Genomic DNA, 17,333 nt, shown 5'->3' on the forward strand with positions numbered 1-17,333 from the left:
TGAACCTTTTTTATGTGAATTAATAATTACCGAGATATATTATTTTTTCTTTACTTTTTTAGTTTTATAGTATTTACGATATTTCGGATATGTTACAGCTCCAATTAAAGTAATTGTTCCTAATGAATAGTAAATCCAATTTAGAGAATGCGCCTCACCGCTTGCATATGAATGCAGACCAACCAAATGGAAATTTACTCCGTAGTAGGTAAACAAAATCGAAATAAAAGCGAACATCGTCATTAAATTGAAGAACCATTTTCCGCGTAAGGCTGGTACAAAACGAGCGTGAATAACAAACGCGTAAACCATAATCGAGATTAAAGCCCAAGTTTCTTTTGGATCCCATCCCCAGTAACGCCCCCAGCTTTCATTTGCCCATTGTCCTCCTAAGAAGTTTCCAATAGTCAGCATGATCAAACCGATAGTTATAGACATTTCGTTGATATAAGTAATCTCTTTAATATTAAGTTCCATTTTAGCTTTGTTTTTCTCTGTTGTAAAGAAAATTAATACTAATGCAACAAAACCTAAAATCATTCCTAATGCAGTTGGACCATAACTTGCTACAATAACCGCAACGTGAATCATTAACCAATATGAATTAAGAACGGGCTGTAAATTTGCAATTTCTGGATCAATCCAATTGGCGTTAGCTGCCATAAAAATCATCGCTGTCACAAATGCTGCCGAAGCTACCGTTAATTTTGATTTTCTATCAAATGCCAATCCGAAGAACATTGTTGACCAAGCAACATAAACAATTGCTTCATAAGCATTACTCCAAGGTGCATGGCCTGAAATGTACCAACGTGCAATTAATGTTATTGTATGAAGTACAAATATTAAACCTATCAATATATGGAAACCATTTACAGTAATTCGTAACCATTTTTTATCGAAAAATATACTGAAAAGGGTAAAAATCAACATAAAGATCCCTGAAAGAGAATACCAATAAAACATTTTTGGTAAAATATTATAGGTATTATAAGCAACCTCTAGATCAATTTTTTGTTCACTTGGGCGTACTTTGCTTCCAAATTTTTTCTGAAAACCGTTGATACTTTCTAGTAATTGATCTGCCGTATCCCACTTTTTAGAAATCGAGCCATTATTCAAGGCGCTAAAATATAAAGGCAAAATTTGCTTAACATAGGTAGAATCCATGCCTTTTAAACCGGCATGATCTAATTCCAGATATGAGATCCATTTATTATTTGGATCATTCGGGATTGGGAATATTCTCAAAATACTTCCGCTTAAAGCCGATTCTAACAAGTTTACTTTTTTATCAGCTTCTATAAAATCTTTCTCAAATTGATTTGGGTTTCCTGCTTTATAAGCGGCATCTAAGTAAGGAGAAAGTTTATAATTTCCATTTTCATCAAAGAACTTTACAAAAGGTGCCAATTTCATCCCCTTTTCAATACCAATGATTTTACGAATACTATCATCTTTTGTATTAAGATAAATGATAGGAACTTGTATCCAAACCTGAGCGTATTGTGTCATTGACAAAAATACCTGATCAGAATTCATTCCATTATATGTATCACTTTGGCTTACTTTTCGAAGTAATTCAGATGAAAAAGTATTAATCGGTTTCATTCTTCCTCCCGCGTCTTGAATAATCAAACGGCCAAATTTAGCTGCATGTGCTTCTGGAGCTTTATAGATTGTCAATAACGAATCCAATTGTTTTTTGCTCGGCGGCGCTACAACGTGATTGGCGTGGTCATTTGGATCTGCAGTATGATTATGATCGTGTTCATGCGAGTGTACATGAGGATTTTGTTGTGCAAAACCGCTTAAACTCAACATTAACACTAAAATCGTTATTAGTTTTTCTTTCTTCTTTTTAACGCTTTCAAGTTTACGTTTCAAATCTCCAAAACGAGAATGCTTTGTAAACATAATTGCCATTAAACCAATGTATAACAGAAAATATCCAAAATAAGTAATGTTAGTTCCCCAGAAATCGTGATTTACAGATAATACAGTTCCTTTTTCATCTGGATCAAATGAAGACTGGAAAAAACGAAATCCTTTATGATCTAAAACGTGATTCATATATATGTCTGCATCAAAAGTTTCTGTAGAATCCTGAACAGTAACTTTACTTTTAAAAGCAGAATAACTTTTCTCTGTTCCAGGGTATTTGTCAGCAATGAAATCATTTAATCTTACTTTAAAAGGCAATACATAAGCCTTGCTTCCAAAGAATAAACTGTATTCGATCTTTCCTATTTTTACCGTCTGAGGTTCCCCAACACTTCCTTTCGAACCCATTAAGCGAACTTCTTTTTCTTGACCGTCAGCTTTAATTTTTACTACTAAAGCATCAGTGTGTGATTTGGCTTTAAAATCTTTATTTGACTCATAATCAATAACTCCTTTTACAGCTGGATCAGGGAAAACGATACGAATATCACCAATGCTGTACAAAGAACGCATCATTAAAGGCTGTACGTTATCTTTAGTTACAGTTCCTTTTAATTTGTCGGCCATTCTCATGAATTCTCCTTCAAATGGAGTCTGAATCGTATATTTTTCTCCAGTTGTATTAATATTGATGGCGCCGTCAGTCTGTTTATTTAAAGCAAATAAAACGTTATGAATGTTTTGAACTTCACCTTCTTTCAAGTAATGTTCTTCACGTCCGCCTGCTCCTGCTTCAACTAATTTTAAATAAAGAGTTCCTTTTGGGTCTGGTTTTATAATTTCTTTTGCTCCCATAATGTAGTTGACATAACTAACCTCAAAAGGAGTTTCGTCAAATTTTCCTGAAAGTGTAAAATCATTATTTGTAACTGGTGAAAGCAGAAGGCTTTTATCAAAAACTCTTCTTCTCGGCTGACCTTTATATTCTCCGTCAGCAAAAACTGTGATGAATGTTTTATCCGAATAAATTTGATTTTCTGCCGCTCCTTCGCGAATTGGCATCATTCCTTCATAACTGATATAACGTGTAATAAAAGCTCCTAAAATGATAAAAACAAAGGCAATGTGAAGTAAAAAAGTAGCCCATTTTTCTTTTTTAAGTAATTGGTAACGTTTGATGTTTCCAAAGAAATTAAGCATGAAAACTGCCATTATAGCTTCAAACCACCAAGTATTGTAGATTAAAATTCTGGCTGTATCAGTATTGTATTTACTTTCGATAAAAGTTCCAACACCCATTGCAATTGCGAATGTTAAAAAAAGAACGGCCATTAAGCGTGTAGAAAACAAAAAAGAGAATATTTTTTTATCCATTTTTGAGGAATTACATTGTATAAAAGTGCCACAAAAGTACTTAAAAATGTTGAGTTCCAATATTTGAGATTTGTTAATAAAAACTAAAAAAAGAGGCCTTTATATAATGAATTGTAAATTTGAAATAAGTTAATTACTACAAACTCCTTATACTTAATAATTTCTTTGATTATTGATATTTTTTTATAGTTTTGTGTAATCGATTACATTTAGAGTCAGTCTATTTATGGAAAACTTATTTTAGTTTTTCGTAAAAAAAGATCTTTCAAATAAATATTCGACTATTAACTATCTCTTTATAAAATAATTAAAAATGAAAACCAAAACCATTAGCATCGTATTTTCTCTTGCGCTTCTCGTGTGTGGATTGCCGTTCAAAACTATTGCTCAAAATTCAAAATCAAATGCTTTTTATAGCGATATTGAGTTTAAAATGCAAAAAGTTAAAGAGCCTGTAATTCCGAAAAACACAGTCAATTTAAAAGATTTTGGTGCAGTAAGCGGTGGCTATGTTTTAAATACAAAGGCTTTCGCCGATGCTATTGAAGCCGTTTCAAAAAAAGGCGGAGGAAAAGTGATTATTCCTCCAGGGATTTGGCTGACAGGACCAATTATTTTAAAAAGCAACATCGAACTTCATGCTGAAACTGGTGCTTTGATTAAATTTTCGACAGATAAAAGTTTGTATCCAATTATAGAAACTAGTTTTGAAGGTTTAAACACGTGGCGATGCATCTCTCCTATTTACGGCAAAAACCTTGAAAATATTGCCTTTACAGGAAACGGCGTTTGGGATGGTTCTGGAGAAGTTTGGAGACAAGTGAAAAAAAGTAAATTAACCGACAGTCAATGGAAAAAATTTGTGGCTTCGGGTGGTGTTTTAAATGAGAAAAAAGATAGTTGGTATCCATCTGAAACTTTCATGAAAGCTTCAGTAGGCGCTGATCAAAATGTGCGTCTTGACTTAAAGACAAAGGAACAATTCGAAGAAATTCATGATTTTCTTCGTCCTGTAATGGTAAGTATTCAAAACAGTAAAAGAGTTCTTTTTGACGGTCCGGTTTTTCAAAATTCACCAGCTTGGAACATTCATCCTTTAATGGTTGAAGATTTAATTCTGAGAAATGTGACAGTACGAAATCCTTGGTATTCTCAAAACGGCGACGGACTTGATGTTGAATCTTGTAAAAATGTTTTGATTGAAAATTCGAGTTTTGATGTTGGTGATGACGCTATCTGCATAAAATCAGGAAAAGACAAAGACGGACGTGATCGTGGCATTCCGTGCGAAAACATCATTGTGAAAAATAATATTGTTTATCATGGTCACGGTGGCGTAACTGTAGGAAGCGAAATGTCCGGCGGTGTAAAAAACCTTCACGTTTCAAATTGTACTTTTATGGGAACTGATGTTGGTCTTCGTTTTAAAAGCACTCGCGGACGTGGCGGAGTGGTTGAAAATATCTTTATTTCTAACATTTATATGACAGATATTCCGTCGCAAGCAATTTCTTTCGATTTATATTATGGAGGAAAATCAATTGCTGAAACTTTGGCCGAAGGTGGAACTAAAGTAGCCAACAAAATGATGCCTGTGAATGTAGAAACGCCACAATTCAAAAACATTTCGATAAAAAATATTACGATTGCTGGTGCTTATCAAGCGGTATTTTTGCAAGGATTGCCAGAGATGAATCTTGAAAATATTGAAATTTCAAACTTAACAGCAAAAGCTGAAAATGGCTTTTCTATAATTGACGCAAACGGAATTAAAATAAGCAATGTCAAATTAGATATTGAAAAACCAGCCGTTTTTGAGATTTATAACGGAAAAAACATGTCTTTCAAGAATGTTGAATTTAACTCCAAATCAGATAAGGCCATTTCAATTAATGGTGAAGTAAGCCAGAATATAGAATTTGTTCCAAACCCAAATTTTGATTTATCTAAAAAGATTTCCGTTGGAGAAACTGTTCCGAAAGGAGCAGTAAAATTCTAAATACATAATAACCAATATCCTAAACCCGCTTTTTATAGTTATAAAATTAATTATGAAAAGTGGGTTTTAATTTTCATTTTCATTCAAATACTTTTTCATACCAAAATTGAGTTTAATTGAATAACAAACGAATTAAATCCAAACGGCATTTAAAAAAAATAATGTTAATTTTGTGCTATGATTCAACTATCGATAATTGGTTCCGGAAATGTGGCACAGCATTTAATCAAAGCTTTCGCGAAAAGTGAAGCTGTAGAAATTGTGCAGGTATTTTCGAGAAAAAAAGAAACTTTGGCTTCTTTAATCGAATACGATAAAATTGTAAATGAATTCGAGAACTTAATTGAAGCCGATTTATACATCATCGCTGTTTCTGATAATGCTATTTTAGATGTATCACAAAGATTACCTTTTCAAAATAAAATTGTAGTTCATACTTCTGGCGCAGCTTCGCTTGATGTACTAGATGCCAAAAACAGAAAAGGTGTTTTTTATCCGCTTCAAACATTCTCAAAAAACAAAGATGTTGACTTTTCAATTATTCCAATGTGTCTAGAAGCCGAAAATACGTTTGATTTTAGAATTTTAGAAACCGCAGCAAAAAGCATTTCAAATACTGTTTTTGCAATTAATTCAGAGCAACGAAAAGCACTTCATGTTGCGGCTGTTTTTGCAAATAATTTTACGAATCATTTATATCAAATTGGACAAGAAATTTGCAATGAACATAATGTTCCCTTTGAAGTTTTAAAACCATTGATTAGAGAAACTGCGGAGAAAATCAACACTTTGAACCCTGTTGATGCGCAAACAGGTCCGGCAAAAAGAAATGATTCGACCACAATTCAAGCACATTTGGATTATTTGACAAATGAAAATCAAAAAAATATTTATAAAATTCTAACACAATCTATACAAAATAATGGCAAAAAGTTATAAAGAAATAATGAATGACATCACAACATTTGTTTTTGATGTTGACGGCGTACTTACTGACAGTTCTGTTTTTGTAACCAATGAAGGAGAAATGCTTCGCACAATGAATATTCGCGATGGTTACGCAATGAAAGCAGCAATTGAAAGCGGTTACAATGTTTGCATTATTTCTGGCGGAAGCAATGAAGGCGTTCGTATTCGTCTGAATAATTTAGGAATTAAAGATGTTCACTTAGGAACTCCTGATAAAGTGCAAACTTTTAAAGACTATACAAATAGTAACAATATAAACCCAGAACAAGTATTGTATATGGGTGATGATATTCCTGATTTTCATGTTATGAAATTAGTTGGACTGCCAACTTGCCCGCAAGATGCTAGTCCTGAAATTAAAAATATCTGTCGCTATATTTCGCACGTAAAAGGCGGACGTGGCGCTGCACGTGATGTAATTGAACAAGTAATGAAAGTGCAAGGAAAATGGATGGAATACTTTAACGGAAAACACGATTAAAACAATTGTAAATTGTTAATTATAAATTGTTAATTACAAAGACTTAGCCCCTTAGTCCCGATAGTTATCGGGATAGCAACTTAGAACCTAAAAGATGAAATACTTAAAACTTGTTCGGTACCAAAACTTACTTATGCTTGCTTTTATGCAGGTTTTATTTCGTTATGCCTTTTTAAAACAGCAAAATATTCCACTTGCATTGGCAGATTGGCAATATGCATTATTGGTATTAAGTACCGTTTTATTAGCGGCTGCCGGATATGTAGTCAATGATATTTTTGATGTCGCAACCGATTCGATCAATAAACCAAATAATGTTATTATTGGCAAAAGAATTTCTGAAGCTCAAGCTTATAATATTTATATTGGATTGAATATTACTGGCGTTGCAATTGGGTTTTATTTGTCAAATGTTATTATGAGACCTAGTTTTGCAACCATTTTTATTTTGATTGCTTCATTGCTTTATTTTTATTCTACAAGCTTAAAGCAAATCATGATTTTAGGCAATTTCATTGTTGCACTTTTATTAGCGTTGAGTGTTATTATCATTGGTGTTTTTGATTTATTTCCTGCAATTGATGCTGAAAATAAAGCCCAAATGGCAAGTCTTTTTTCTATTTTAATTGATTACGCCTTATTTGCTTTTATGATCAACTTTATCAGAGAAATAGTTAAAGATATTGAAGATGTAAATGGCGATTACAATCAAGGAATGAACACGTTGCCAATTGCGATTGGAATTAGCAGAGCAGCGAAAATCGCTTTAGGATTTGCAATTATTCCGTTTATATTATCGTTGCTTTATATCAATACTTATTTCATGGACAATAAGCTTTATATAGCCACTTTATATGGTTTTGCTTTTGTTCTTGCGCCTTTGTTGTATTTTATTGTCAAAATATTCAGTGCAAAATCTCAAAAGGAATTTCATCATTTAAGTACGGTTTTAAAACTGATTTTGCTTTTCGGAGTTTTGTCCATCCTCGTAATTACGCTAAATATTAAGTACAATGCTTAAAGAAAAACTAAAAAAATACACTTTGATTCTGGCATCGGGATCTCCAAGAAGACAGCAATTTTTTAAAGATTTAGATCTTGATTTCGAAATTCGTTTAAAGGAAATTGAAGAAGTTTATCCACCAGAATTAGAAGCCGCTGAAATAACAGATTATTTGGCAGCATTAAAAGCCAGCGCTTTTGATGGTGAACTTAAAGAAAATGAAATTTTAGTGACAAGCGATACTATTGTTTGGCATCAGAATAAAGCTTTAGGAAAACCTAAAAATGCCGAAGAAGCTTTTGAAATGATCAAATCAATGTCAAATACAACACACGAAGTATTTACATCGGTTTGTTTTAGAACAGAAAATACTTCGACCGTAATAAATGATGTAACAAAAGTTACTTTCAATGATCTATCAGATGAAGCAATTTTGTATTATATAGAAAATTACAAACCTTATGATAAAGCCGGTGCTTATGGCATTCAGGAATGGTTTGGTTTTATGGCCGTAGCAAAAGTTGAAGGCTCTTATACCAATGTGATGGGGCTTCCAACCGCTAAAGTTTACGAATATTTGAGTACATTAGTATAAAAATTACTTTTATGTTTTCTTTTAAAGAATATAGCCAAGAAATAATCACAACTATAGTTTTACTTCTCACTCTAATTGCACTGCGTGTTATTGTTGCAAAATTAATTAGGCGATATGCCAGCAGCAGTCAGTTATTAGAGCACAGAACAAATTTAGTTATCAAATACATTCATTTATTAATGAATATTTTGGTTACTATAAGTTTGATTGTAATTTGGGGGGTTGAAACCAAAGATATCTTTTTCACGGTATCGTCAATTGCTACTGTAATTGGTGTGGCTATGTTTGCGCAATGGTCAATTTTGAGTAATATTACTTCGGGAATGATTTTATTTTTTTCATTCCCATTCAAGATTGGAGACACTATAAAAATTCACGACAAGGACTTCCCTATTGAAGCAGAAATTGAAGACATCAGTGCTTTTCATGTAAATTTAAGAACTAAAGAAGGTGAAAGAATCATTTTTCCCAACAACCTTTTATTACAAAAAGGCATCTCTATTATGCCGGTTCAGTACGAAGACAAAGAGTTTTTTGATTAACTTTTGAATGGAAATTTTATAAACTAAAGACAAAAAGGTAAAACACAATTACGATTATTAAATGTAATATTTGTTATACAATTTTTAGTTTATATAATACTCCATAAAAAATGACTCAGCCAATAAAATTGCCTTTTTATGCAAAGCTTGCTTGCATATTAATAACTCTTATTTCGTTTGCCTATATATTTTGTATTGCAAAAGATGTAATTACGCCAGTTCTGATGGCTTTTCTGTTTGCCGTTTTACTGTTGCCTATTTTTACCTTTTTTAACTCCAGATTAAAGTTTCCAAGACATCTGGCGGCAATAATTTGTGTTCTGACTTTTGCTGCATTTATTGTCGGGATTCTGGTTTTTATTTCCTATGAAGTCACAGATATGGCAAATGACTTTGATACCATCAAGAAAAATGCAAATACCTTTTTATCTGATATTCACAGATTTGTCAAAGAGAGATTTCATGTCAGCATCGGTGAACAAAAAAAATACTTGGATACCGTAACCAAAGATTCTGTAAAAAATGGAAATGCAACAATTGGCTCTGCAATCCTTTCTATAACTGATCTTCTGCTGGATTGTACTATAATCCCAATTTATACTTTTCTGTTTCTAATTTACAAAGATCATTTTATACTCTTTTTAGCCAAATTAATCAGTAAGGAAAACCATATTGTACTTAAAAACATCTTATCACAAATAAAAGTTTCAATCAATAATTATATTGTGAGTTTGATTCTAGAAATGATAGTCGTGTCTGTATTAACAAGTTTAGGACTTTGGATTATTGGCGTCAAATATTTCATTTTATTGGGATTGATTACGGGACTATTAAATCTTATTCCGTATATTGGAATATTAATTGCTGGAATAATTACTGTTTTAGCTTCTTTGACCGGATCTGGCGAAACATCCATTATTCTCGGAATTTTGATTGTAAATATTATTGTACAGCTTATCGACAATAATTTACTTGTTCCTTTAATTATTAATTCAAAAGTTGAAATCAATGCCTTTGTTTCGATCATTGGCATTATTGTGGGCGGTGCGGCGGCCGGAATTTCAGGAATGTTTTTAGCAATTCCGCTTTTAGCAATTCTAAAAATTATTTTTGACCGAATTGAATCTTTGGAAGCCTGGGGTTATGTTATGGGAAATCATGTGCCTAGGAAATTTACGTGGAGAATCAGAAGATCTAAAATTGCTGATTAAAATATAATATTCAATAATTGCATCATTCAATCCATAAAATAAACACCGCTAAATAAAATATAATAATGTCTGTGAACAAAAAAATAATCGTTTTTATTTTACTTTGCTTTTGTCTGCAAAGCACTTACGGACAATCTGATAAAACAAAAAACAACACTCCAAAAAAAGACAGTACAGACGTTTACAACAGAATTCGGAATTATTCTAAAAAAAACAACTTTACTAAAGTAATGCACAAACTCCTTTTTAGGACGAATAAACCTAAAAAGAAAGAAGAACTTCTTGTACCAAGCGACACTGCAAATTATAATGGCAAAATCATTAGAAAAATAAATATTGTTACACTTGATCCTTTTGGGCATTCTGTTGCAGATACAACGCAAGTGCCCAAAAATTGGGGTGAACGAACAGGAAACCGACTTCATTTAAAAACAAAAAAAATTGCCATTTACAATTTGCTTTTGTTTAAAAGAAATAGCGTTTACGATAGTTATAAAGTTCAGGAGACTGAACGTTTGATACGTGCCCAAAAATATGTTACTGCAGTTCGGATAACCCATCAATTAGCTGGAGTGGCTTCAGATTCTGTCGATGTTACCATCAGGGTTTTAGATTCCTGGAGTACCATTCCTCGATTTTCGATTTCGAGTAATCAGGTTTCTGTTGGATTCAAAGAGAAAGATTTTTTTGGAAGTGGCCAGCAATTAGAATATCGTTTTACGAATCGATTTGATGATGGTGCAAACGGAAATGATGTTACGTATACAATTCCAAATATCAAAAATACCTACATTGGAACAACGCTGAATTACAAAATGGATCTCGATAATAATTATACCAAAAGTATTAATATTGAGCGTTTGTTCTATTCGCCTTTAACCAAATGGGCTGGCGGTGTTTATGTTGGACAGAATTTTAGAAAAGATACTTTGCAGGCTCCTGATATGTCATATGCTTATCAGCCTTTTAAATATAATTTTCAAGATTTTTGGGCGGGAAAAGCTTCTAAAGTTTTTGAAGATGATGATAAAGGAATTACCAATTTAATCGTGTCTGCTCGTTTTCTGAATGTAAATTACAGCGAAACGCCAACCGAACTCTACGACCCAACCCATTTTTATTCAGATGAAAAACTCATTTTATCAGGAATTGGAATCAATACCCGTAAATTTATTAAAGACAATTATATTTTTAGAAACGGTCAAACAGAAGACGTTCCTATTGGGCGAATTTATGGCGTTACTTTAGGTTCTCAATATAAAAATCAAATGTGGAGGCCGTATCTTGGTGGTCAGTTTTCTTTTGGAAATTATTACCGACTCGGATTTCTTAGTGCGAATTTTGAAGCAGGAACTTTTTTTCATGATTCAAAAACCTATGAAACTGCATTTTCAATAGAAACCAATTATTTTACGAAACTCTACAGCATTGGAACTTGGAAATTAAGACAGTTTATAAATCCGAAAATAGTTATTGGCGTCAATCGCGAAGATATTATAGGTGATCAATTAAATATAAATGAAGAAAATGGACTTGCTGGCTTCAACAGTGCTATTTATGGAACCAATAAAATGGTTTTGTCCTTGCAGACGCAGACCTATTCTCCAAATTCGCTTTTAGGTTTTCGTCTAAATCCATTTTTTAATTACTCGGTTGCCGTTTTAGGAAGTCCAAATAACGCAATGTCTCACAATAAAGCGTATTCTAAATTTACGCTTGGTGTAATTGTTAGTAATGACTATTTAGTATTCAGTTCTTTTCAATTGTCGCTGTCATACTATCCAAGTATTCCTTTTGAAGGAGATAACGTTTTCAAAACTAATACTTTTGAAACTACAGACTTCGGATTAATGAATTTTGAACTGGCAAAACCAAGAATTGTGGATTATAAGTAAATATAAAATATTTTTATTTTTTTTATCATTTTTTAAAGTTTTTAAAACATTTTCATTATCAAACAATTACCAATATTTTAGCACCTTCTCACTCGTTAAACTGTTTATTTTATCCGACGAAATACATTCTGTTTTTATTTTTGGCACAGTATATGAATATTACCAAACAAGAGTAACATTAAAACTTTAGAAAAAATGAAAACACTAAAAATAGCAATCGCCGGATTATTTCTTTTGGTTGCAAATGCCACACAAGCTCAAGTATCAATTAATGTTAATATTGGAACACCACCAGCTTGGGGACCTGCAGGGTACGCAGAAATGGAATATTATTATTTGCCAGATATTGAGGCCTATTATGATGTTCGAGCTTCACAGTTTATTTATTTTGGAGGCGGAAGATGGGTTCGAACAACTTATTTGCCAAGACAGTACAGAAACTATGATTTATACGGAGGTTATAAAGTAGTCTTAACAGATTATCACGGAAGAACACCTTATACTTATTTTGACCGTCATAGAGTAAAATATTACAAAGGATATCACGGAGCGCCTCAAAGACCATATAAACCAAGACCGGTTTACGGATATAATGATCGTCATGACCACAGAGATTACAAACATTATGATAAACATCATGATAAACATGACAGACACGATCACGATGATCACCATGATGATCACCGCGGGCACGGAAGAAGATAATTGCTAAATAACTAGCAATCAATACAAAAGAGTATCAATAATATTGATACTCTTTTTTTATGCACGCATACTAATATTAGTTTTTGTTAATTTCTTGCATAATATTTAAAAATTATCTCCAAATCGATTATATTTATAACAAATGCCTTATTTTAATATAAATGCATCTTATATTTGCACAATATTTTAAATCACAGTTGATTATGAAAAATAAATTCTATCTATTCGCCTTATTAACCACGTCACTTTTTATTTCATGTGACAACAATGATGACAATTCTGGAAATCAAGCGACAGAAAATGGTATTACAATTAATAGTGATGCTACTTCTTTAAGCAAAAGGCTTGATTACACTAACTCTGGAGTTTTATCAATCACTAACACTTCAACTGCAAAAGGATTAGCAACTCAAGCTACTACTGATTTGCCTTTGGTTCAAATTGCCGAAGTAAATCCGCCAACAGACAGTAATGGAAGAACTTTACAAGCAAATCATGTTGCTGTAAACGGAAACTATGCTTACGTTGCATACACTATGATGGGTGATGCTTACTCTGGTGCCATTGACGTTATTGATGTTACAGATCCTTACAAGCCAAAATTACTTACATCTGCATTAATTGCTAATACAGATATTACGTCGCTTACCTACTCTAACGGTAATTTAATTATTGCCGGAGCAAAAGATATCGATAAAGATGCAACTTTAACAAATCCTGCAGTTGTAATCAATATGCAGTTAAGCTCTGGAATGCTTACAGATAAATACACGGTAACTAAACTTGAAAGTAAAGTAACTACTGATGTTGCTGCAAACTCATCATCATATTTTGCTGTAACTGGAGATACTGGAAGTTTATTCAAAATCAGTAATTCTTCTAAAGAAGTAACTTCAAAAGTTGCTGTTCAAGATTTGCGTACAGTTGCAATAAGCGGTGACAAAATTGTTACTTTAAGCGGAACAAAAGGTGTAAACATTTATAATGAATCATCTCTTACGCTTCAAAAATCATTTGCAACAAGCAATGATGTAAGCGCTGCAAAAAGAACTGTAGATTTTGACGGTACAAAATTATTAGTATCTGAAGGATATAATGGTTTAGGAGTTTACGATATCAACAGCGGTTCTAAATTACAGACAATTGGATTAGCTGCTGCTGGCGGAGATAATGTAACAAACGCAGTTTCAGTAAACGATGGTTATGCTTTTGTTGCAAACGGTGCTGCTGGATTAAATGTGTATAAATCTGGAACTACTTTTAGTTTAGTTGGAACTGTTGGAATTACAGGTTCATCAAACTACGTAAAAGCTAGCGGAAATTATATTTATGTTGCAAGCGGAAAAGGCGGTTTGAAAATCATCAAGATGGAAAAACCAAATACAACTTTCGCTAACTGCTCATCATACGGAACTTACAATCAAGGAAAAGATTTGATTTTGAATTCTAATGAAGTAAAATCATATAATGGTTCTACAGCAATTAATTCGATCATTGTTAATTCTGGAGGTGTTTTAACGCACTGTGGATCAATATCTGTTCAAAATACGTTGATTTTAAACAGTGGCGGAACTTTCAATATGACTGGAACTTTGGCTCAAGGTAAATACCAACAGTCAAACCCAACAGAGCTTATTATCAACAGTAATGCTTTATTACAAGTGGAAGGTTCTGTAGTAATCTGGGGTGACCTAAGATTGAACAGCGGTGCAAAAATTAATTTTATTGGAAACAATTCGTCAATTACCATTTACGGAAAAGTGACTAAAAATAGTGGCGTTACCATTACAGGAACGTATAATGACACAGAAAACAAATTGAAATAATTTTTCTGTAATCCTAAGAAATACCACCTGATTTGATTCGTTAAATCAATTCTTTAAAAAAAATGCCGTCAGAGATCCTCTGATGGCATTTTTTTTGTGGAGTAGTTTTTCTTAAAAAAGGAAATCAATAACCAAACATTAACAATTCATTTAAATAGTCTTCAAAAATATAATTACTATTTTTGATGCACTTTCAAAAACACCAAACCACGCTATGCGAAAAATTCAGTTACTGACTATTTTATTTTTATTGACAGGTATTTCAATTTCATTTGCACAACAGCCACAAAAACCAAGTTCTGTAGAAATTTATAATCAAATCAAAAAATTAAACTTTTTAGGTTCTGTTTTATATGTTGCGGCACATCCTGATGACGAAAATACGCGTCTGATTTCTTATTTGGCAAACGAAATGAATGCTAGAACTGGATATTTGTCATTGACTCGTGGTGATGGAGGACAAAATTTAATTGGCCCACAACTTCGTGAATTATTAGGTGTAATAAGAACTCAGGAATTAATTGAAGCCCGAAAAATTGACGGCGGCGAACAATTTTTTTCTCGAGCAAATGATTTTGGTTTTTCAAAAAATCCAAGCGAAACTTTAGAAATCTGGGACAAAGACAAAGTTCTTGCAGATGTTGTCTGGACAATCAGAAAATTTCAGCCGGATGTAATCATAAACCGATTTGATCACCGTTCTCCGGGAACAACTCACGGACATCATACATCATCGGCGATGTTGAGCGTTGAAAGTTTCAAATTAACGAATGACCCAAAAATATATCCAGAACAATTAAAATACGTTACGCCTTGGCAAGTAAAACGCCAGTTTTTTAATCCGTCATGGTGGTTTTATGGAAGCCAAGAAAAATTTGACGCGGCCAATAAATCGAAGTTCACTAAGTTAGAAACTGGAGTTTATTACACCGGAATTGGAAAATCGAATCAAGAAATCGCTGCTTTAAGCAGAAGTCGTCATCAATCACAAGGTTTTGGAAGTACTGGCGCGCGTGGTGAAGAAACAGAATACTTAGAACTTATAAATGGAGAAACTCCAACTGAAAGAGATAATTTATTTGATGGAATCGATACTTCGTGGAATCGCGTTAAAAACGGAAAACCAATTGGAGAATTGATTTCTAAAATCATTTCAAAATACGATTTCAGCAATCCATCGGCAAGTATTCCAGATTTGGTAAAAGCTTACACAATGATTGACGCTTTAAATGATGATCATTGGAAACCATTAAAAGCCAATGCAATAAAAAACATTATCGCGTCATGCTCTGGTTTATATCTTGAAGCTGTAGCTACAGAACAAGAAGCCACACCAGGAAGTACAATCAAATTAAATCTTGAAGCAATTAACAGATGCGCTGTTGAAATGCAGTTGGCAAGCGTAACTACTTTGCCAGATAATAAAACAACGGTTCAAAATAGCATTTTAAAAAATAATAACGATCAAAAGATAGGACTTCAATTACAACTTCCAAATTCAATTGAATATACACAGCCTTATTGGTTAAAAGAAAAAGCAACTGTTGGAATGTATACAGTTTCAAATCAAGAAAACATTGGAATTCCAGATATTATCAGAGAAGTTAAAGTTGTTTTTAATGTAAAAATTAATGGTGTTGAAATTCCGTTTGAGCGTATCGTTGTTTACAAATACAATGACGGCGTAAAAGGCGAAATGTATAATTTTCTTGATATTGTACCTGAAATCACAACTTCTATCCTAGAAAAAGTTTTGATTTTTAAGGATACTAAAAGCAAAATGATTCCAGTAAAAGTTCGTGCTGGAAGAGACGGAATTAAAGGAAATCTTCAATTAGAATTACCTAAAAGCTGGGTAATTTCACCAAAAGAAATTCCGTTTTCTTTGGATAAAAAAGGAAACGAACAGACTTTTTATTTTGAAGTAACACCTCCAGTTAATCCTGAAGAAGCAGTTGCTAAAGCTATTGCAACCGTAGATAATAAACGTTTTGACAAAGACGAAACGATAATCGAATACAGCCATATTACCAAACAAATGGTTTTAAAACCAGCTGAATCAAAATGCATCCGAATTGATTTAAAAACTTCGGGCGACGCCATTGCTTATATTATGGGTGCTGGTGACGAAGTTCCAGAAAGTTTGGCACAAATGGGATATAAAGTTACAATCTTAAAACCTGAGGAAATTACGCCTGAGCGTTTGGATTCTTTCAGTACTGTAATTACTGGAATCCGAGCTTACAATACGGTTAATGCTTTGGCAAACAAGCAAAAAATACTTTTTGATTTTGTAAAAAGCGGTAAAAACATGATTGTACAATACAATACGTATGGAAAAATGGTGACAGATCAAATTGCACCATATCCTTTAAAAGTATCAAATGATCGTGTTACTGAAGAAAATGCTAAAATCACTTTTTTAGCACCAAATCATCCCGTTTTGAATACACCAAACAAAATTTCTGAAAAAGATTTTCAAGGTTGGACGCAAGAGCAAGGTTTGTATTATCCAGATCAGTATGATGCTGCCTTCACTCCTATTATATCCTCACATGACAAAGGCGAATCACCTAAAGATGGCGCTTTGTTAGTCGCTCCATACGGAAAAGGATACTATATTTACACTGGCTTAAGCTTTTTTAGAGAATTGCCAGAAGGTGTAGCCGGCGCGTATAGATTATTATCGAATATTATTTCGCTGAAACAGCCAATCGAAGCTCCTAAACAAGAATTTAAGCAATAAAACATTCGTAAAATGGAAGCCAAAAAAACAAAAAAATGGAAAAAAAGCTACACCTATGTTTTGGTGGCTAATGCTATTTACATTCTTATTTTCTTTTTAATCA

General features: G+C 32.9%; 12 protein-coding genes. 11 read left to right on the forward strand and 1 reads right to left on the reverse strand.

All coding sequences use genetic code 11. The features are described 5' to 3' along the window. Positions 1-39: 39 nt before the first annotated feature. Positions 40-3,258 (reverse strand): cytochrome c biogenesis protein CcsA, encoded by a 3,219-nt coding sequence (gene ccsA / locus RB619_RS20100; protein ID WP_308100887.1) that lies wholly within the window; start codon positions 3,256-3,258, stop codon positions 40-42. Between the two features lie 313 nt (positions 3,259-3,571). On the opposite strand from ccsA, the gene RB619_RS20105 reads away from it, so the two are divergent. The 11 genes from RB619_RS20105 (at position 3,572) to RB619_RS20155 (ending at position 17,230) form a co-directional block, all read left to right on the forward strand. Continuing rightward, positions 3,572-5,257: a glycoside hydrolase family 28 protein gene (locus tag RB619_RS20105; protein ID WP_308100888.1), complete on the forward strand. Its 1,686-nt coding sequence runs from the start codon at positions 3,572-3,574 to the stop codon at positions 5,255-5,257. 177 nt (positions 5,258-5,434) lie between these two features. Beyond that, the gene (locus RB619_RS20110; RefSeq protein ID WP_308100889.1) at positions 5,435-6,196 is read left to right on the forward strand and encodes a DUF2520 domain-containing protein; all 762 of its coding nucleotides are present in this window, start codon (positions 5,435-5,437) and stop codon (positions 6,194-6,196) included. Further along, entirely contained in the window at positions 6,180-6,707 is a 528-nt protein-coding gene (locus RB619_RS20115; protein ID WP_308100890.1) for an HAD-IIIA family hydrolase, read from the forward strand. The genes RB619_RS20110 and RB619_RS20115 overlap by 17 nt, the downstream gene beginning before the upstream one ends. A 94-nt stretch (positions 6,708-6,801) precedes the next feature. Then, positions 6,802-7,728 (forward strand): geranylgeranylglycerol-phosphate geranylgeranyltransferase, encoded by a 927-nt coding sequence (locus RB619_RS20120; RefSeq protein ID WP_308100891.1) that lies wholly within the window; start codon positions 6,802-6,804, stop codon positions 7,726-7,728. Then, positions 7,721-8,305 (forward strand): Maf-like protein, encoded by a 585-nt coding sequence (locus tag RB619_RS20125; RefSeq protein WP_308100892.1) that lies wholly within the window; start codon positions 7,721-7,723, stop codon positions 8,303-8,305. Before RB619_RS20120 ends, RB619_RS20125 begins: the two co-directional genes overlap by 8 nt. A gap of 11 nt (positions 8,306-8,316) precedes the next feature. Beyond that, complete coding sequence (locus tag RB619_RS20130) at positions 8,317-8,847, forward strand: mechanosensitive ion channel family protein (RefSeq protein ID WP_308100893.1); 531 nt, start codon at positions 8,317-8,319, stop codon at positions 8,845-8,847. A 110-nt stretch (positions 8,848-8,957) separates the two neighbouring features. Continuing rightward, complete coding sequence (locus tag RB619_RS20135; RefSeq protein WP_308100894.1) at positions 8,958-10,058, forward strand: AI-2E family transporter; 1,101 nt, start codon at positions 8,958-8,960, stop codon at positions 10,056-10,058. A gap of 65 nt (positions 10,059-10,123) precedes the next feature. Next, positions 10,124-11,953, forward strand: a complete 1,830-nt coding sequence (locus tag RB619_RS20140; protein WP_308100895.1) for a hypothetical protein — start codon at positions 10,124-10,126, stop codon at positions 11,951-11,953. A gap of 195 nt (positions 11,954-12,148) precedes the next feature. Beyond that, positions 12,149-12,658, forward strand: coding sequence for a hypothetical protein (locus tag RB619_RS20145; RefSeq protein ID WP_308100896.1), 510 nt, complete (start codon positions 12,149-12,151; stop codon positions 12,656-12,658). 203 nt (positions 12,659-12,861) lie between these two features. Continuing rightward, on the forward strand, positions 12,862-14,484 hold the full coding sequence (locus RB619_RS20150) for a hypothetical protein (RefSeq protein ID WP_308100897.1): 1,623 nt from the start codon (positions 12,862-12,864) through the stop codon (positions 14,482-14,484). Between the two features lie 214 nt (positions 14,485-14,698). After that, positions 14,699-17,230, forward strand: coding sequence for a PIG-L family deacetylase (locus RB619_RS20155; RefSeq protein WP_308100898.1), 2,532 nt, complete (start codon positions 14,699-14,701; stop codon positions 17,228-17,230). Positions 17,231-17,333 lie beyond the last annotated feature (103 nt).

The organism is Flavobacterium sp. LHD-80 (assembly GCF_030929605.1).
Taxonomy (GTDB): Bacteria; Bacteroidota; Bacteroidia; order Flavobacteriales; family Flavobacteriaceae; genus Flavobacterium.

Bases quoted from the DNA above. Each gene is read 5' to 3' on its own strand.
- RB619_RS20150 (WP_308100897.1), top strand. From the start codon at position 12,862: ATGAAAAATAAATTCTATCTATTCGCCTTATTAACCACGTCACTTTTT.
- RB619_RS20155 (WP_308100898.1), top strand. From the start codon at position 14,699: ATGCGAAAAATTCAGTTACTGACTATTTTATTTTTATTGACAGGTATT.
- RB619_RS20130 (WP_308100893.1), top strand. From the start codon at position 8,317: ATGTTTTCTTTTAAAGAATATAGCCAAGAAATAATCACAACTATAGTT.
- RB619_RS20135 (WP_308100894.1), top strand. From the start codon at position 8,958: ATGACTCAGCCAATAAAATTGCCTTTTTATGCAAAGCTTGCTTGCATA.
- RB619_RS20120 (WP_308100891.1), top strand. From the start codon at position 6,802: ATGAAATACTTAAAACTTGTTCGGTACCAAAACTTACTTATGCTTGCT.
- RB619_RS20105 (WP_308100888.1), top strand. From the start codon at position 3,572: ATGAAAACCAAAACCATTAGCATCGTATTTTCTCTTGCGCTTCTCGTG.
- RB619_RS20140 (WP_308100895.1), top strand. From the start codon at position 10,124: ATGTCTGTGAACAAAAAAATAATCGTTTTTATTTTACTTTGCTTTTGT.
- RB619_RS20125 (WP_308100892.1), top strand. From the start codon at position 7,721: ATGCTTAAAGAAAAACTAAAAAAATACACTTTGATTCTGGCATCGGGA.
- RB619_RS20145 (WP_308100896.1), top strand. From the start codon at position 12,149: ATGAAAACACTAAAAATAGCAATCGCCGGATTATTTCTTTTGGTTGCA.
- RB619_RS20110 (WP_308100889.1), top strand. From the start codon at position 5,435: ATGATTCAACTATCGATAATTGGTTCCGGAAATGTGGCACAGCATTTA.
- ccsA (WP_308100887.1), bottom strand. From the start codon at position 3,258: ATGGATAAAAAAATATTCTCTTTTTTGTTTTCTACACGCTTAATGGCC.
- RB619_RS20115 (WP_308100890.1), top strand. From the start codon at position 6,180: ATGGCAAAAAGTTATAAAGAAATAATGAATGACATCACAACATTTGTT.